Raw genomic sequence first — 17,172 nt, 5'->3', positions numbered from 1 at the left:
TTCACACCCACTTCAAATTCGCCTCAAACCCCGCCCACGCAGCGACCGCATGCTGGCGCCCTCCCAACCGAGAGGTCGCCATGAAATCCCTGAAGCTGCTGTTGCGATTCGCCACCATCGGCGGATTGATCCTGTTGTTGCTGATCCCGCTGCTGATGATTCGCGGCACCGTGCAGGACCGCCAGCACTACCGCGACGAGGCGGTGGAACGGGTGTCGCAGAGCAAGGCCGGCGAACAGCGCCTGCTCGGCCCGCTGCGGGTGATCCCGTGGACCCAGGAGCGTGAGGTCGCCGTACTCGACGCCGACGGCAAGCGGGTGACCAAGCGCGAGATCGAGACCGGCTACGTGCTGCAGGCGCCGCGGCGGCTGCAGGTCGAAGGCGAACTGAAGCCCGCGCAGCGCCACATCGGCCTGTTCAAGGTGCAGGTGTACAGCTGGCATGCGCGGCTCAAGGCCGAGTTCGACGATCTCGACTATGCCGCTGTCGACCGCCGCCAGTACGGCACGCCGTATCTGGCGATCGGCCTGCAGGACGTGCGCGGCCTGGTCGGCACGCCGAATCTGCGCGCCGACGGCCGCGCGCTGCCGCTGCAGCCCGGCTCGGAAGGGCTGGCCAACATCTCCAAGGGCGTGCACGCGGTGCTGCCGGCATTGCGCGATACGCAGCAGGGCCGGCTGACCGACCTGCACGAGGTGCAGATGGAATTCGTGCTCGACGGCACCCAGGCGCTGTCGATCGTGCCGGTGGGCGACGACAACCAGATCGCGCTGAACTCGCCGTGGCCGCATCCGCTGTTCGGCGGCCGCTTCCTGCCCAACGAGCGCCGCATCACCGCGCAGGGGTTCCAGGCGAGCTGGGCGCTGTCGTCGCTGGCGACGGGAGCGCAGGCGCAACTGGCCTCCGGCGGACAGGATCTCGACGCCTTGCGCGTGGACCTGGTCGACCCGGTGGACGTGTATACCCAGGCCGAGCGCGCCAGCAAATACGGCCTGCTGTTCGTGGTGCTGACCTTCGTCGCCTTCGGCCTGTTCGAGCTGATCAAGCGCCTGCCGATCCATCCGCTGCAGTACCTGCTGGTCGGCCTGGCGCTGGCGATCTTCTTCCTGCTGCTGCTCAGCCTGTCCGAGCACATCCCGTTCTGGCAGGCGTATCTGGTCTCGGCGGTGGCCTGCATCGGGCTGCAGTTCTTCTACCTGTCGGGGGTATTGCGCAGCCGCCTGCGCGCGGCCGGCTTCGCCAGCATGCTCACCGTGCTGTACGGCGCGCTGTACGGCTTGCTGGCCTCGGAAGACAACGCCTTGCTGATGGGGTCGCTGCTGCTGTTCGGCATCCTCGGCGCGATCATGTGGATCACCCGCCGGATCGACTGGTACGAACTCGGCGCGTCGCTGCGCTGAGCCGTCGGGGGAGAACCGGACATGGTCGCGCATCGTCATCTGCATCGGCGTCTGCAGGCGCTGCTGCCGCCCGCCCTGGAGACCCATGGCCTGCATCCCGGCAACCTGCCGGGGGCGCTCGCGCGCAGCGCGCAGGCCGCGCTGGTCACCGCCGCCGATCGCGGCGGGGCCCTGTGGCTGCGCCTGAGCGAACGCAGCCGCGCGGCCCTGGCCGGCGACGCGGTGGCATTCCTGGCCGGCGCGCTGCAGGCGCGTGCGGCCTTGCCGGGCGATGCCGCGCCGTGGCGCTACTGCCCCTGGCGCGCGGTGCGCCGCGATCCGGCCTGGGCGATGGACGTGGAGCGGTGCGGGGACACGCCTGCGCCGGGGTTCTTGACCTGGGAAGCGGAAGGCCGCGCGCGCTTGCTGGTGCTGCCGGCACAGGCCGCGCTGCTGTGCCGCTGGTGGCGCTGAGGCAGGGCACCCGCATCGATCGCCACCGCGACGGGCGGGTCGGTCGGATGGTCAGCGGCCATTGACGGCAGAAACACCGACGGTGGCGGGACGGATGCCGCCACGGGTCACAGGACGGGCAGGGACGCCGACGCAGGGACGCTGCAAGGGCGCACGCAAGCGCATCGCCCAGGCAGCCAGCGCAAGTAGGCGCTTGCGTCACAGGACGGGCAGGACGCTCACGCAGGGAGGCGGCAAGGGCGCACACGCCAAGGCGCCGCAAGCAGGTCAAGGAAGCACGTGCGCCACAGGACGGGCAGGACGCCCGCGCAAGGACGCGGCAAGGAGGCACATGCAAGGGCATCGCCAGGCAGGCAGCGCCAGGGAAACGCTTGCGGTAGAGTGCACGGATGCACTCTCCGCTCTCCATTCAGCGCCTGCGCGGCGCCGGGATCGTGCCGTTCCTGGACGCGGTCGCACAGCTGCGCATCGTGGTGTTCCGCGACTGGCCCTACCTCTACGACGGCGACCTCGGCTACGAACGCGAGTACCTGGCCGCCTATGCGGCGTCGCCCGACAGCGTGTTCGTGCTGGCGCGCGACGGCGAGCAGGTGGTCGGCGCCTCCACCGGGCTGCCGCTGGTCGACGACACCGAGGCGTTCGCCGCGGCCTTCGCCGGCAGCGGCATCGACCCGGCCGAGGTGTTCTATTTCGGCGAATCGGTGCTGTTGCCGCAGTACCGCGGGCGCGGCGTCGGTCATGCCTTCTTCGACGAGCGCGAGGCGCATGCGCGCGCGCTCGGCCGATTCCGCCTGACCGCGTTCTGTTCGGTGGAGCGGGCGCCCGACGACCCGCGGCGGCCGCCGGAGTATCGCGGCAACGACGTGTTCTGGCGCAAGCGCGGCTATCAGCCGCAGGCCGCCTTGCGCATGCACCTGCCGTGGAACGAGGTCGACCGCGGCGAAACGCCGCATTCCCTGGGTTTCTGGACCCGCGCGCTGGAGCCTGCCGCATGAAAGTCGCCGTCGCCAAGTATCCGATCGGCGCGCCCGCCGATTTCGCCGCCTTCGCCGACAAGCAGGCTGCGCTGCTGGGTGAGGCCGCGCAGGCCGGCGCGCAGCTGGCGGTGCTGCCGGAGTACCTGTCGCTGGAACTGGCCGCGACCTTCGGCGCCGAGGTGTCGGCGCGGCTGCCGGCCTCGCTGGCCGCGATCCAGGCACTGCATGCGCCGTACCTGGCCCTGTTCGCCGACCTGGCGCGGCGCCATCGCCTGCACGTGGTCGCCGGCAGCTTCCTGCTCGACGACGGGCAGGGGCGCTACCGCAATCGCGCCTACTGGTTCACCCCGGACGGCGGCCACGGCTGGCAGGACAAGCTGCAACTGACCGGCTTCGAGAAGGCCACCGGCCTGATCGACGGCGGCGAGGCGCTGAAGGTGTTCGAGGCCGAGGGCGTGCGCGCCGGCGTGGCGGTGTGCTACGACAGCGAGTTCCCGCTGCCGGTGCGTGCCCAGTACGAGGCCGGCGCGCGGCTGCTGGTGGTGCCCAGTTGCACCGATACCGAGGCCGGCGCCACCCGCGTGCGCGTGGGCTGCCTGGCGCGGGCGCTGGAGAACCGCATCTTCGTCGCTCAGTCGGTGACCGCCGGCGTCGCCGAGTGGAGCCCGGCGCTGGACGTGAACACCGGCGAGGCCACGCTCTACGCGCCGATGGACGCCGGCTTCCCGGCCGACGGCATCGTCGCGCAGACCCATGGCGAGCAGGTCTGGGCGATCGCCGAGCTGGACTTCGCCGCGTTCGAGGCCAGCCGCGCCAATGCGCAAGTGGCCAACGACCGCGACTGGCGCGGGCAACTGGCACCGGCCGTGCTGCGCGCGGAGCTGAGCCGCTTCGCATAGGAGCGTTTCCCGCAACGTGCCGCGCCTCGGCGTGCCATGCCCTGTTTCCCGGGGCGAGACGCTGCTTTACCAATCCCCAATCCCCAATCCCCAATCCCGCGGCGCCAGCAGGCGCCGCCCCGGCAAGGTAAAATCGCCCGATTCCCGTCGTTTCGAGCGTTCCATGGCCTGCCGCACCCGTTTCGCCCCCAGTCCCACCGGTTATCTGCACATCGGCGGCGCGCGCACCGCGCTGTACTGCTGGCTGGAGGCGCGCCACCGCGGCGGCGAATTCGTGCTGCGGATCGAGGACACCGACCGCGAGCGCAGCACCCAGGCGGCGATCGACGCGATCCTGGAGGCGATGGAGTGGCTGGGCCTGGATTACGACGAAGGCCCGATCTACCAGACCCGGCGTCTGGACCGGTATCGCGAGGTCGCCGAGCAGTTGCTGGCGCAGGGCCAGGCCTACTACGCCTACGAGACCCGCGAGGAACTGGACGCCATGCGCGAAGCGGCGATGGCGCGGCAGGAAAAGCCGCGCTACAACGGCGCCGCGCGCGAGCTGAACCTGCCGTACCGCGACGATCCCAACCGGGTGATCCGCTTCAAGAACCCGACCGAGGGCGTGGTGGCGTTCGACGACCTGATCAAGGGCCGCATCGAGATCGCCAACAGCGAACTGGACGACATGGTGATCTTCCGTCCCGACGGCTACCCCACCTACAACTTCGCGGTGGTGGTGGACGACTGGGACATGGACATCACCGAGGTGATCCGCGGCGACGACCACATCAACAACACCCCGCGGCAGATCAACATCTACCAGGCGCTGGGCGCGCCGGTGCCGAAGTTCGCGCACATGCCGATGATCCTGGACGAGCAGGGCGCCAAGCTGTCCAAGCGCACCGGCGCGGCCGACGTGATGCAGTACAAGGACGCCGGCTACCTGCCGCACGCGCTGATCAACTACCTGGCGCGGCTGGGCTGGTCGCACGGCGACCAGGAACTGTTCGGGCGCCAGGAGCTGATCGACCTGTTCGACGTCAAGGACGTCAATTCCAAGGCCGCGCGCCTGGACATGGCCAAGCTCGGCTGGGTCAATCAGCACTACCTCAAGAGCGACGACCCGGCGACGATCGCGCCGCAGCTGGAGTTCCAGTTGCGCAAGCTCGGCATCGACCCGGCCGCCGGCCCGGCTGCGGCCGAGGTGGTGGTGGCGCTGCGCGAGCGCGTGCAGACGCTGAAGGAAATGGCCGAGAAGGCCGAGGTCTGGTATCGCCCGCTGACCAGCTACGACGACGCGGCGGTGGCCAAGCACTTCAAGCCGGGCGCCGAACTGGCGCTGGGCAAGGCCCGCGAGCTGCTGGCGGCGCTGCCGCAGTGGAACCTGGACGGCGTCGCCGCCGCGCTGCACGACACCGCCGCCGCCCTGGAGATCGGCATGGGCAAGGTGGCGCAGCCGCTGCGCGTGGCCATCACCGGCACCCAGGTCAGCCCGGACATCTCGCAGACCGTGTACCTGGCCGGTCGCGAGGAGGCCTTGAAACGCATCGACGCCGCGCTCATCAAGATCCCAGCGGGAAGCTGATTCCCGGGAGACCGCCATGTCCAGCAAGAAGACCGCCTGTACCGAGCCGCACCACCACGTCCATGACGCTGCCGATTTCGTCAAGGTGGTGGAGCGGGTGAGCCGCGAGCGCGGTCTGCGCCTGACCCCGATCCGCGCCAACGTGCTGCGGCTGATCGCCGAGGCCGGGCGCCCGGTCAAGGCCTACGACCTGCTGGAATGGGTGCGCGAAGGCAAGGGCGTGGGCGCCGACGCGCCGCCCACGGTGTACCGCGCGCTGGACTTCCTGATGGCCAACGGCTTCGTGCACAAGCTCGAGTCGGTCAACGCCTTCGTCGCCTGCCACCATCCGAGCAGCGCCCAGCATTCGGTGCCGTTCCTGATCTGCGACCGCTGCCACAGCGCGGTGGAGCTGGAAGACCGCGACGTGGTCGCGCAACTGGAGCAGCGCGCCAAGGCCCTGGGCTTCCAGCCGCAGGCGCAGACCCTGGAAGTGCACGGTCTTTGCGCGAAGTGCGCGGGCTGAGCCGGCGCAATTTGATGGGCGCTGCGTAGCGACCGGGTAGGGCGTTCGATCGATCTGAGCCTGGCTGCCGCGCACATTGCAGCCCCGGTGTTGCGCCGTCGCGGATAGGGCGGTTCCGTCCCCGTCGTTCTCTTGGCCAGCCCGGTTGCGGCCTTTTCGTGTCTCGCAGCGCCGCACGCCGATCTCTCAGTCCTGCGTCGCGGCGCGCCCACCCTCGCGCACCTGCTCCCAGTCCAGGCCGAACCGCGCCAGGTACTTGCGTAGGCGGTCGGCGTCGTTGGTGCTGGCGCGTTGCGTGCGGGACACGGCGAACAGTTCGCGTCCGGCCTGCGACAGCGACTTGGCGGTCGCGCAGACCCGCGCCACGTCTTCCAGTTGCACGCGGTCGAAACGGTCCAGTTGCGCCGCCGCGTCGCCGAGCAGGGCGTCCAGCGGCGAGGGCGGGGTGCCGTCGCGCCATTGCCGGCGCAGGCGCGCGATTTCCTCCTCCACCAGTTCGAGTTGGATGCGCCCGGCATTGGCCAGCGTCGCCAGGCGCATCACCGAGGCGCTGAGGTCGCGGAAGTTGCCGGACCAGCGCGCCTCCGCGCCGGTGGCGAAGGCAAGATAGCGGCTGCGCGCCTCGCGATTGAAGGTCACCCGCTGGTGCTGCTCGCGCGACCAGCGCTCCAGTTCGAAGTCCAGGTTCGGCTCGATGTCCTCGCGGCGTTCGGCCAGGCCAGGCAGGTGGTAGGTCCACAGGTTCAGGCGCGCCAGCAGATCCTCGCGAAAACGGCCCTGGGCGACGTGCTGGTGCAGATCGCGGTTGGTGCCGGCGATCAGCTGGAATTCGCTTTCCACCTCGCGGTCGCTGCCGACCGGCAGGAAGCGTTTCTCCTCCAGTGCCCGCAGCAGCATGGCCTGCTCGTCCAGGCCCAGCTCGCCGATCTCGTCGAGGAACAGCAGGCCCTGGTGGGCCGAGCGCAGCAGCCCCGGGCGGTCGCTGACCGCGCCGGTGTAGGCGCCCTTGGTATGGCCGAACAGCGCGCTCATGGCGCCGTCGCCGCGCAGGGTGGCGCAATTGACCTCGACGAAACGCCCCGGCAACTGGTGCTTGAGCTTCTTCAGTTCGAACACGCGCTTGGCCAACTGGCTCTTGCCGGCGCCGGTCGGCCCCATCAGCAGCATCGGCGCCCTGGAGCGCGTGGCCACGGTTTCGATCTGCTCGATCATGCGGTTGAACGCCGCATTGCGCGTGGCGATGCCGCTCTTCAGCAACGCACGGTCCTGCAGTTGTTGCTGCTGGAAGCGCTGCGCGATGCGGTCGTAGCGCGACAGGTCCAGGTCGATCACGGTGTAGGCGCCGGCCTCGCCGCTGCCCTGTTTGCGCGGCGGCGAGGTCTGCAGCAGGCGCCCCGGGAAGTGCCGGCTCTCGGTCAGCAGGAAGCCGCAGATCTGGCTGACATGGCTGCCGGTGGTGATGTGCAGGTAGTAGTCCTCTTCGTCCGGGCGGAACGTGTAGCTGGCGAAGAAGTCGTGCAGGGTGGCGTAGACCCCTTCGAAGTCCCAGGGATCGGCCAAGTAGGTGTCGTGCAGCCGAACCTGCGTGTCCGGCGAGACCTGGCCGATGTCCTCGCTCACCAGTTGCGCCAGCTTTTGGTAGCGGCGCAGGTCGGTCAGCAGTTCCAGGCGGCTGAGCAGAAAGTCCTCGTGCATGCCCAGCGCCACCGTCGGGCGCCACTTCTCCCAGCGCCCGGGGCCGCTACCGGAATCCAGCTGGGTGCCGAGCATGCCGAACACCACCTGTGGCCTGTCCATATCCATCCTTATAAGGGTGTCGCTGAATTTATAGGAATTTTCGGCGTCGAACAAGCGGGTGTCGCCGCTTGATTCTCGATTTTCTCTTTTTAATCAATGCATTGTGGTATTCCCGAAAAAGTTGGCACGGCCATTGCGATATCTGGCCATCACCGACGCGGGCCGTTCCCGCCAGGAGCCTGACATGGCCAACCTCTCTCTGTTCTCGTCCTCGCGTGGCGCGCTGCTGCCGCCGGCGACCGTGCGCAACGACGCCGGTGGCGCCGCCTATGCGCGTTCGCCGCAGGCGGCGCTGGCGCTGTATGCGGCCACCGGCTGCTTGAACGGCACCTTCTATGCGGGTGCCGAGGTGCAACTGCAGCAAGTGCTCGGGCTGTGCGCGCAGGTCGATCCGGCCTTCGTCGCGCAGACCGCGATCTACGCACGCCAGGTCGCGCACATGAAGGACATGCCGGCATTGCTGTTGGCCACGTTGACCACCCGCGATCCGGACCTGTTCGCACGGGCCTTCCCGCGCGTGATCGACAATGGCCGCCTGCTGCGCAACTTCGTGCAGATCGTGCGCAGCGGGCAACTGGGGCGCAAGTCGCTGGGGTCGCGGCCCAAGCGCCTGGTGCGGCAGTGGCTGCAGCAGGCGTCGGCGCAGACCATCGTGCAGGCGGCGATCGGCCAGCAGCCGTCGCTGGCCGATGTGATCCGCATGGTCCACCCGAAGCCGTCCGACGCCGAGCGCGAGGCGCTGTACGCGTGGGTCGTGGGCAAGCCGTACCGCGAGGACGCGCTGCCGGCGATGCTGCAGGCGTACGAGGCGTTCAAGCGCGCACCGTCGGGGCCGTTGCCGGAGTTGCCGTTCCAGTACTACACCGCCCTGCCGCTGACCGCGGCGCATTGGGCGGCGCTGGCCCGCAACGCCTCGTGGCAGACCCTGCGCATGAACCTCAACACCTTCGCGCGGCATGGGGTGTTCGAGGACAAGGCGATGGTGGCGCAGGTGGCGGCACGCTTGCGCGATCCGGCGCAGATCCAGCGCGCCCGGGTGTTTCCGTACCAGTTGCTGGTGGCCAGCACCGCGGCCAGCCAGTTGCCGCCGCCGATCGGCGAGGCGCTGCGCGACGCGATGGAGATCGCGACGCGGCAGGTGCCGCGGTTGGACGGCAAGGTGGTGGTGGCAGTGGATGTGTCCGGCTCGATGGCGGCGCCGGTGACCGGTTTCCGTCGTGGCGCCAGCAGCAGCGTGCGCTGCGTGGATGTGGCCGCGCTGATTGCGGCCTGCGTACAACGGGTCAATCCGCGCGCCACGGTGTTGCCGTTCGACACCGAGGTGCGGTCGCTGCGCTTGCGGCAGCGCCAGGACGTGATCGCGCAGGCGCAGCAACTGGCCGCGTTGTGCGGTGGCGGGACCAGCGTCAGCGCGCCGCTGCTGCAGTTGAACGCGCAGCGTGCGCCGGTGGACTTGCTGGTGCTGGTGTCGGACAACGAGAGTTGGCGCGACACCCGTAGCGGTGCGACCGCGACCATGCAGGCCTGGGCCGAATTGAAGGCGCGGTGTCCGCAGGCGCGCATGGTCTGTATCGACCTGCAGCCGGTGGCCACCAGCCAGACGGTCGAACGCGACGACATCCTGCATGTCGGCGGCTTCAGCGACGCGGTGTTCGACCTGCTGGCCACGTTCGCGGCCGAAGGCGCCGGCGCCAAGCGCTGGGTCGAGCGGATCGGCTCGATCGTGGTGTGAGGCCTTGAAGGAAGGTGTTACCCGGCGGGCAATGGGGCCCGCCGGGCTGCGGGAGAACCAAGATTCGCGTTGACGGAGGCGGCGATGGCAGCCTCCATGTTTCGCCGCCGGCGTCTACGAATGCCGATGGAACTACAGCCTCCGAAGCTCCATGTCGCGGGTTCGATTCCCGCCCACTCCAGGGATGGGGTCGGTAGCTCAGTTGGTAGAGCGGGAATGTTCCATCTCTCTTGTCGCGGACGTCGTCGGTCCTGTTGTGTGCGTTGCATGGAAGCACTGGACCCGGCGGGCAATGGGGCCCGCCGGGCTGCAGGAGAACCAAGATTCGCGTTGACGGAGGCGGCGATGGCGGCCTCCATGTTTCGCCGCCGGCGTCCACGAATGCCGATGGAACTACAGCCTCTTAAGCTCCAGGTCGCGGGTTCGAGTCCCGCCCACCCTGCAATGGGGTGGTAGCTCAGTTGGACAGAGCGGGAATGTTCCATCTCTCTTGTCGTGGCCGTCGTCGGTCCTGTTGTGCGCGTTGCCTGGCGGATGCAGGCGGAACTCCATCGGTCGCGGGTTCGAATCCCGCCCGCCCTATGGCGGTAGCTCAGCGGTAGAGCGATCGTTCCGCGTATGGACTTGCCGCGTGAGGCGATGCGTTGGTTTTGCGGTGAATGCAGGTGGAACTCCATCTGGTAGCCCTTTAAGGGTCGGGTTCGAGCCCCGGCCGCACGGCAGCTATGCCGCCATGCGGAAGGTTCCACCCTCCCTCGTCACCGCGTTTTTTTTGAACATGCGTTACACAAGGAGCAACACCATGAACACCGAGCAGTACGACGTCATCGCGCAGCCGGGAGCGGCGCCGATCAAGCTGTGGACCCGCGGCGTGCCGCTGGAGGACGAGGCGCGCCAGCAGCTGCAGAACATCGCCAAGCTGCCCTTCATCCATCGCTGGATCGCGGTGATGCCGGACGTGCACCTGGGCAAGGGCGCGACCGTCGGCTCGGTGGTGCCGACCATCGGCGCGATCGTGCCTGCCGCGGTGGGTGTGGACATCGGCTGCGGGATGATCGCCGCGCGCACCTCGCTGGTCGCCAGCGATCTACCGGATAACCTGGCGCCGATCCGCAGCGCGATCGAGCGTGCGGTGCCGCACGGGCGCACGCCCGGCGCGCGCGACAAGGGCGCGTGGCAGACGCCGCCGGGCGCGGCCGTGGACGGCTGGGCGCAACTGGCCAGCGACTTCGCGCTGATCTGCGAGCGTCATCCGCGCCTGCGCAAGACCAACAACCTGCAGCATCTCGGCACCCTCGGCACCGGCAACCACTTCGTCGAGATGTGCCTGGACGAGGCGCAGCGGGTCTGGTTCATGCTGCACTCCGGTTCGCGCGGCGTCGGCAATGCGATCGGCAACCACTTCATCCAGCTCGCCAAGGAGGAAATGCGGCGCTGGATGATCAACCTGCCGGACCAGGACCTGGCCTATCTGCCGGAAGGCAGCCAGTACTACGGCGACTACGTGTTTGCGGTGGACTGGGCACAGCGCTATGCGCGGATCAACCGCGAGATCATGATGCGCAGCGTGGTCGAGGCGGTCCGCACGGTCATCGCCAAGCCGTTCGAGGCGCAGGCCGAGGCGGTGAACTGCCACCACAACTACGTTAGCCGCGAGCATCACTTCGGCAAGGACGTGTTCGTGACCCGCAAGGGCGCGGTGAGCGCGCGCAAGGGCGAGCTGGGTATCATTCCGGGCAGCATGGGCGCCAAGAGCTTCATCGTGCGCGGGCTGGGCAATGCCGACAGCTTCCACAGCTGCAGCCATGGTGCCGGCCGGGTGATGAGCCGCACCGAGGCGCGTCGCCGCATCAGTGTCGACGAGCACGTCAAGGCGACCGCGCATGTGGAGTGTCGCAAGGACCAGGACGTGGTGGACGAGTCGCCGGCGGCCTACAAGCCGATCGAGGCGGTGATGGCCGCGCAGCGCGACCTGGTGGAGATCGTGCACACGCTGCGGCAGGTGGTGTGCGTCAAGGGCTAGTCACAGGTGCCGGCCGGCACGCACTGCGGTCGGTCGGCGCCGATCATCCGCGCGGGTTGGCCCGCACGGGCGTTTTCAACGATGGATTGCGTTGCAATGGACATGATCGAACTCGATGGTGCGGCGGGCGGCGGGCAACTGCTGCGCACCGCGCTGACGCTGAGCCTGTGCACCGGCACCGGCTTCACCTTCCGCAACATCCGTGGCGCGCGTCCGCGTCCGGGCCTGATGCGCCAGCACCTGACCGCGGTCGTGGCGGCCGCCACGGTCGGCCAGGCGCGCACGCACGGGGCGCAGATTGGTGCGACCACGCTGCGCTTCGAGCCGGGAGCGGTGGTGCCCGGCGACTATCAGTTCGCCACCGGCAGTGCCGGCTCGACCACGCTGGTGCTGCAGACGGTGCTGCCGGCGCTGTGGCGCACCGCCGCGCCGTCGCGTCTGACTCTGGAAGGCGGCACCCACAATCCGCTGGCACCCTGCGCCGATTTTCTCGCCGAGACCTGGCTGCCGGCGCTGCAGCGCCTGGGCGTGGCTGCGACGTTGACGCTGGACCGGCATGGCTTCTATCCGGTCGGCGGCGGCGCGCTGCGGGCCAGCATCGCGCCCTGTGCGCAATTGCAGCAGGTCTGCTTCGATGCGCGAGGCGACCTGCAGGCGATCGAGGCGCAGGTGCTGGTCTCGGGCCTGTCCGGCAAGATCGGCCGGCGCGAACTGGCGGTGCTGGCCGAGCGACTTGGCGTGGACGCCAATCCGCGCCACGTGCACAGCGTGCGCCCGGCGCAGGGACCGGGCAACACCGCGCTGGTGCGGGTGCGGCATGCGGCGCACGTGGAGGTCTTCGCCGGCCACGGCGAGCGCGGTGTCTCCGCCGAGCAGGTCGGCGAACGTCTGGCGGCGCAGGTGCGCCGCTACCTCGACAGCGGCGCCTGCGTCGGCGAACACCTCGCCGACCAGTTGCTGCTGCCGATGGCGTTGGCCGGTGGCGGCGCCTTCACCACGGATACGGTCAGCGCCCACCTGTCCAGCAATGCCCGCCTGATCGAGAAGTTCCTGCCGGTGGAGATCGCCTGGGAGCAGGTGGATGCGCGGCAGTGGCGGGTGGTCGTGTCCAGTTGATGGCAGCCACCGGCGGGTGGTGCCGCCGTGCCGGCGCCTGCAGGCTGCAGGATGTGAGATGCCCACAGCGGTGCTGTCTACGCTAGGCGCCGTTTGATGCCGGATGCAGGACCATAATGACGCGTCGCGGGCGCAGTCCCGCGCGGTGCCGGCGGTGTGCCGGCTTCCTGCCGCAGGATCAGGCGCAATGGAGGATGCACATGGACAAGAACGTGCGCGTGCTGTGCTGGATATTGTCGTCGACGCTGCTGCCGATCGCGCAGGCGATGGCCGATCCCCCCACCGAACTCATGCAACCGCTGCCCGCGTCGCTGATCTTCAACGACGACAACGGCAAGATTCTCGGGACGTCCGGGCCGCAGCAGCCCACCGCGTATGCCCTGGCGCAATGGGGCGCCAATCCGAACAGTTCGGATACCTTGCAGCCGGTCGTCGGCGGTTCGGGGCAGGGTTGGGAGACCGCCAGTGTGCGTGCGCGGGTGAAGTACTATCCGGTCTACGCTGGTCACGCCAACGCTTACGAACTGGCGCAGGCCGACAACAAGTGCGCCGGTTCGGATCCGGGCAATCCAAATCCATACGACGGCGAGAAGGATCTGTTCCTGGTGACCGCCGATTCGAGGTTCTGGGGCAGTAACGCACTGCTTGGTTTCACGCCCAGCGCGCCGCTGTCCAGTCTTGGCGCCATTCGCGTGCGCGTCGGGTTGAGCAGGACCTACGAAGACGATGTCCGCTGCGGCGGGACGGCGCCCAGCGGCACCGGCTATGCCTTCAGTTTCATCCTCGGCAATACGCAGGGGCAGACCTTGTTCTACCAGATCGACCTGGGTCATACCGGCGCGACTCCCGCGCAGGATCCGTCCACGCCTTGGTGCCCGCATGGGTACGAAGACACGCAGAGTCTGGACTTCTGCCTGGACGACGACATCCGCAACATGGGCGGGCAGTGGAATCTCGCCGGCACGGCGACGTCCAACGACGTCGATTTCCTGCCCAGGCTGCTGCAGGTCATCGGCAAGGGCCACACCAAGCCGGTGCGCGACAAGCAGGGCAATCCCATCAGCCTGGATCGCGATCCGAGCCACTGGACGCTGACGTCGGTGTACATGGGCCATATCACCCAGGGCAAGACCATCAGCACCACGATCTGGTACGACCCCAGCGTCAGGACCTGGCCGGGTGGCACCTTCTGCAGTGCGGCGGGCACGCTGACCCAATACACCTGCAACATGAGCGCGCAGGATGCGACCCAGCTTGGCGCGGGATGGGTCGCTGTCGGCAATGCCTGCTACCACCGCAACGCGGGTACTTCCTGCCCGTAGTGAGGTGTCGCTGCGGTGCACGGTCGCGGGGCGGGTGAGGCGCACCCGAAGCGCTCGCTGGCCAAGATGCGCCGCGCCTCCCGGCCAGCGGGTCGAACGAAGGCCCGATGGTGCAGAAGCGCAGCCGCCTGCTGCACGCGACCGCCCAGCATCGCTGGGCGGCCCGCCTGCGCATCACAGTGCGCGGTTGAAGCCCTGCACGATCTGCATGGAGACCTCGCGCGTGCCCGGCGCTCCCTGGAGTTGCCTGGACGCTGCCATTGCCGCGTCGACCGAGCCGTAGTCGATCATGGCGCTGCCATCGAGGTCCGAGGCATACACCAGGCTGCCGCCACTGCGGCGGGCCAGTGCCCGGGCCACGTCCGGCGTGGTGCCGAACAGCTTGAGCTTGCCGGTGACCACCACCGGCTGACCGCTGCGTTCGTCGATCGCGGCGCGCAGCGCGGTCGCGTCCGCTGCGCGGGACTGGGCAGCCGCTGCGGTGCCGGCGCGGGCGTTGCCGCCGAGCACGATGGCATACGGTCCGATGCGCGCTACGACGGTGCCGCCGCCATCGGCGGCAGCGACCTGGGCGCGCTGCGCGCTGGTGCCTGCCATCTGCGGTCCTGTGCGCACCGTGGCATCGGGCAGCAGACGGTAGGTGCTGCGACCGATCTGGAAGCGCGCGCCGTTGGCTGCCTGGTGCAGTGCCTGGGCATCGGCGTATTGGGCCGAGGCGGGTGTGGCCGCGGTCAGTGCAAGCACGGCGAAAAGAAAGAGCGTATTGGTCTTCATGTCAGTGGCCCACCACGCGGAGTTCGAAGTCCTGCAGTTGTTCCTTGCCGTGCGCGTCGAGCATGTCGGCGACCTCCAGCGTCCAGGGCCCGGCCGCATCTTCGTCCAGGAAGGCATTGCTGGCGGTCAGCGGGATCGACATGCCCTGGGTATAGACGTCCTTGTTCAAGGCCGAGAACGGGGTCATCACGTAGCTGCGGGTGCCATGCGGGGAGATCAGCACCACGCGCAGACGGCTGGGATCCTTGTGAGTGCCGTCGAAGTACAGTTGCACCGCCTCGACCTTCAGATGTTGCTTGATGGCCACGGTCAGCCTGGCCGGCGAGGCGACGCCGCCGATGGTGCTGGCCGCGTCGGTGGTGACCTGGTAGTCGGTGTCCTGCAGCGGCGGCAGGGTGTTGAAGTGCGTGGCCGCCTCGACGGCCGCCGCGGCATCCACCAGCCCGAAGCCGTACCAATTGCTGAAGCGATGGCCGGCGGCGTTGGTGATCCAGCCGGGATCGATCACGCTGCCGTTGTAGAGCGCCTTCGGCTGCCCGCTGTCGATCGGCCGCGCGGTCGTGGCCAGGATGTATTTCACGTCGCGCCAGGTCAGTTGCGGATTCACGCCGAGCATCAGCGCCGTCACCCCTGACACCGTCGGCGTGGCCGAGGACGTGCCGTTCATGAGCCCGGTGTAGTTGCACGATGCGTCGATCGTGGACTTGCTGCCGTCCAGCGCGTTCTCCACCGGCACCCCGTCGCGGTTGTACCCGGCGGCACAGCCGCTGAGGTCGGTGGTCACGATCGCCGGATCGTAGTGAGGGTCGCTGGCGGCCGCCGCCGACCGGGACGGCTGGTAGCGCTTCTGCTGCCCGTATTCGCCGCCGAAGCCGCTGACCCAGACCGCCGAGCCGGGCGACGAGTAGGAGCTGCGCACGCCTCGCGCATTCACCGCACCGACCACGATGGTGGTGATCAGATCGTTCTTCGGATCGACGTTGGCCAGGCTGCAGGCGACGTTGTAGCGCTTTGGCAGATCCGGGCAATGATCGGCCAGGGCGCCTTGCGCGTCCGCGTAAATGAAGCTGTTGAAGTCGTTGCCGGCTGCCTTGACGTAGATGGCGCCCTTGCCGTTGCGCCCGGTGCGCATGAGTTTCTCCCAGGCGTATTGATCTTCGACCGAGACGTTGGGATAGAAATTGGAGACGATGCCCCAGCTGTTGTTGAAGATGTCCAGCGTCCTGGCCTCGGCGCCATTCCCCCATGCATTGCGGAGCTTGTCGTCGCTCTGGTCCGACTGCAGGAAGTTGAAACCAGCCAGCGACGCGTCCGGGGCGACGCCGCGTCCGCCTTTGCCGTTCCAGCCCACCGCGGCAGCGATGCCGGCCACCGCCGTGCCGTGCGCGTCGTCGACGTCGCTGGGCTTGGGGTCGTGCGAACCGTCCAGGAAATTGTACGAGCCGTTGGGCAGGATGTTGGCGGCGAGGTCTTCGTGGCGGATGTCCAACCCGCCATCGATCACGCCGATCTTGGCGCCTGCGCCGCGGATGTGCAGTTCGTGCAGGACATCCACATCCAGGTCGATGCCTGGCGTGGGAAGCGTGTCGCCGATGACCGCCTGCCCCTGGTTGTGCAAGTGCCACTGATAGCGGAACAGAGGATCGTCGGTGGCGTTTGCGGCGGCGGCCGCGGTATTGCCTGCGGCCAGGCCGAGCGCGAGTGCCCACAGCAGGACAGTGACCGGTCGTGTGCGGAATGGTGTCATGTGGCGGATCCAGGAGAGGTGGGGACAGTCGATGGCGCTTGCCACGTGCATGCCAGGCATCGCCTGCGCAGCGCCGATCGAGGCGTTGCAGGGTGGCGTTCGCGATCGAATCGGGTTGCGGTCGATCGCCAGGCGCGGCGCAAGCTACCCGGATCTGGATTTCCGTCGCAAGCGCAACGCACGCCGCGAAAATGACGCAGTTCGCATGTGTTCCGGTATTGTGCCGATCGGCGCGCGATGGCGCACGATTTCGGTCGAAACGCACTGCCGGCGCGTGCGAAGCGTTTACGAATTGCGCCAGCACATCGACGGCCGCGCGGCCCGTGCAACGGATACGCCGCCACGGCTGCGCAAAGCGGAATGCGGGCATGCACGCCATCACCCGGGCGCGCGGCGTGGTGAGGTCCGCGCGGAAGAGGCCGCTACATCGCCCGGAACAGCGGCAGGTAGCTGCGGCTGACCGGCAGCGTCTCCGCGCGGCCGCGCAGGTGGATCTGTGCGGTCTCGTTGTCGCCACGCACCACGTGCAGGATCGCGCGGCGATTGACCACCACCGAGCGGTGCACCTGCTGGAAGTCATCCGGATCGAGTTGCGCGGCCAGGTCCCTGAGCGGCGTGGACACGATTGAGGTGCACGCCTGTCCGTCCGGATCGCGCCAGGCCACGCTGGTGTACTTGCTGTCCGAGCGCAGGTAGTCGATGGCTTCCACGGCGATCAGGCGCACGCTGCTGCCGCTCTGTGCCTGCAGCCAGCGCAGTGGGGCGGGGCGCTCGGGTGGGCGCAGCCGCTGCGCCAGGCGCAACAGTTGTTCGCTGAGGTCGGCCGCCGGTTGCGCCGCCTGCAGGCGCTGTTGCAG

15 protein-coding genes and 1 tRNA gene are annotated in these 17,172 nt (G+C 68.6%); 12 read left to right on the top strand and 4 right to left on the bottom strand.

Annotated elements, in window-relative coordinates; all coding sequences use genetic code 11:
- Window positions 1-80 precede the first annotated feature (80 nt).
- From creD to CEK68_RS18690, 6 genes are all read left to right on the top strand, one after another.
- Entirely contained in the window at window positions 81-1,400 is a 1,320-nt protein-coding gene (gene creD, locus CEK68_RS18715) for a cell envelope integrity protein CreD (protein ID WP_152240291.1), read from the top strand.
- Window positions 1,401-1,421: 21 nt separating this feature from the next.
- Window positions 1,422-1,853, top strand: a complete 432-nt coding sequence (locus tag CEK68_RS18710) for a hypothetical protein (protein WP_152240290.1) — start codon at window positions 1,422-1,424, stop codon at window positions 1,851-1,853.
- A gap of 389 nt (window positions 1,854-2,242) precedes the next feature.
- Complete coding sequence (locus CEK68_RS18705; protein WP_152240289.1) at window positions 2,243-2,848, top strand: GNAT family N-acetyltransferase; 606 nt, start codon at window positions 2,243-2,245, stop codon at window positions 2,846-2,848.
- Window positions 2,845-3,729 (top strand): carbon-nitrogen hydrolase family protein, encoded by an 885-nt coding sequence (locus tag CEK68_RS18700; RefSeq protein WP_152240288.1) that lies wholly within the window; start codon window positions 2,845-2,847, stop codon window positions 3,727-3,729. The genes CEK68_RS18705 and CEK68_RS18700 overlap by 4 nt, the downstream gene beginning before the upstream one ends.
- Before the next feature lie 163 nt (window positions 3,730-3,892).
- Complete coding sequence (gene gltX, locus CEK68_RS18695) at window positions 3,893-5,299, top strand: glutamate--tRNA ligase (RefSeq protein ID WP_152240287.1); 1,407 nt, start codon at window positions 3,893-3,895, stop codon at window positions 5,297-5,299.
- A gap of 16 nt (window positions 5,300-5,315) precedes the next feature.
- Window positions 5,316-5,804, top strand: coding sequence for a transcriptional repressor (locus CEK68_RS18690; RefSeq protein ID WP_010343476.1), 489 nt, complete (start codon window positions 5,316-5,318; stop codon window positions 5,802-5,804).
- A gap of 186 nt (window positions 5,805-5,990) precedes the next feature.
- Here CEK68_RS18690 and rtcR read toward each other — a convergent pair whose 3' ends face one another.
- Complete coding sequence (gene rtcR / locus CEK68_RS18685) at window positions 5,991-7,601, bottom strand: RNA repair transcriptional activator RtcR (protein WP_152240286.1); 1,611 nt, start codon at window positions 7,599-7,601, stop codon at window positions 5,991-5,993.
- A gap of 184 nt (window positions 7,602-7,785) precedes the next feature.
- On the opposite strand from rtcR, the gene CEK68_RS18680 reads away from it, so the two are divergent.
- The 5 genes from CEK68_RS18680 to CEK68_RS18660 all read left to right on the top strand — a co-directional run bounded on the left by CEK68_RS18680 (window position 7,786) and on the right by CEK68_RS18660 (window position 13,794).
- The gene (locus tag CEK68_RS18680; protein WP_152240285.1) at window positions 7,786-9,333 is read left to right on the top strand and encodes a TROVE domain-containing protein; all 1,548 of its coding nucleotides are present in this window, start codon (window positions 7,786-7,788) and stop codon (window positions 9,331-9,333) included.
- 446 nt (window positions 9,334-9,779) lie between these two features.
- Window positions 9,780-9,915, top strand: a tRNA-OTHER gene (locus CEK68_RS18675).
- Window positions 9,916-10,135: 220 nt separating this feature from the next.
- Window positions 10,136-11,356, top strand: coding sequence for an RtcB family protein (locus tag CEK68_RS18670; RefSeq protein ID WP_017911856.1), 1,221 nt, complete (start codon window positions 10,136-10,138; stop codon window positions 11,354-11,356).
- Between the two features lie 96 nt (window positions 11,357-11,452).
- The gene (gene rtcA / locus CEK68_RS18665; protein ID WP_152240284.1) at window positions 11,453-12,472 is read left to right on the top strand and encodes an RNA 3'-terminal phosphate cyclase; all 1,020 of its coding nucleotides are present in this window, start codon (window positions 11,453-11,455) and stop codon (window positions 12,470-12,472) included.
- A gap of 200 nt (window positions 12,473-12,672) precedes the next feature.
- Window positions 12,673-13,794, top strand: a complete 1,122-nt coding sequence (locus tag CEK68_RS18660; RefSeq protein ID WP_152240283.1) for a hypothetical protein — start codon at window positions 12,673-12,675, stop codon at window positions 13,792-13,794.
- A 174-nt stretch (window positions 13,795-13,968) separates the two neighbouring features.
- On the opposite strand, the gene CEK68_RS18655 is transcribed toward CEK68_RS18660, so the two are convergent.
- Together CEK68_RS18655 and CEK68_RS18650 are read right to left on the bottom strand one after the other, a co-directional pair.
- Window positions 13,969-14,568 (bottom strand): hypothetical protein, encoded by a 600-nt coding sequence (locus CEK68_RS18655; RefSeq protein ID WP_152240282.1) that lies wholly within the window; start codon window positions 14,566-14,568, stop codon window positions 13,969-13,971.
- 1 nt (window position 14,569) lies between these two features.
- Window positions 14,570-16,315: a S8 family serine peptidase gene (locus CEK68_RS18650; RefSeq protein WP_152240281.1), complete on the bottom strand. Its 1,746-nt coding sequence runs from the start codon at window positions 16,313-16,315 to the stop codon at window positions 14,570-14,572.
- Between the two features lie 31 nt (window positions 16,316-16,346).
- Between CEK68_RS18650 and CEK68_RS18645 the strand changes: the two genes are divergently transcribed.
- A complete protein-coding gene (locus CEK68_RS18645) occupies window positions 16,347-16,775 on the top strand; it encodes a hypothetical protein (protein WP_193314252.1) in 429 nt (142 codons plus the stop codon).
- On the opposite strand, the gene CEK68_RS18640 is transcribed toward CEK68_RS18645, so the two are convergent.
- Window positions 16,738-17,172, bottom strand: a 435-nt coding sequence (locus CEK68_RS18640) for a LytTR family DNA-binding domain-containing protein (RefSeq protein ID WP_193314251.1), incomplete at its 5' end; no start/stop codon positions are given. The genes CEK68_RS18645 and CEK68_RS18640 overlap by 38 nt on opposite strands.

The sequence above is a fragment of the Xanthomonas sp. LMG 12461 genome (genome assembly GCF_009192935.1).
In the GTDB taxonomy this organism is placed as follows: Bacteria; Pseudomonadota; Gammaproteobacteria; order Xanthomonadales; family Xanthomonadaceae; genus Xanthomonas_A; species Xanthomonas_A sontii.
Note: the sequence above shows the minus strand (reverse complement) of the source record. Positions and strands in the feature narration are given on the sequence as shown.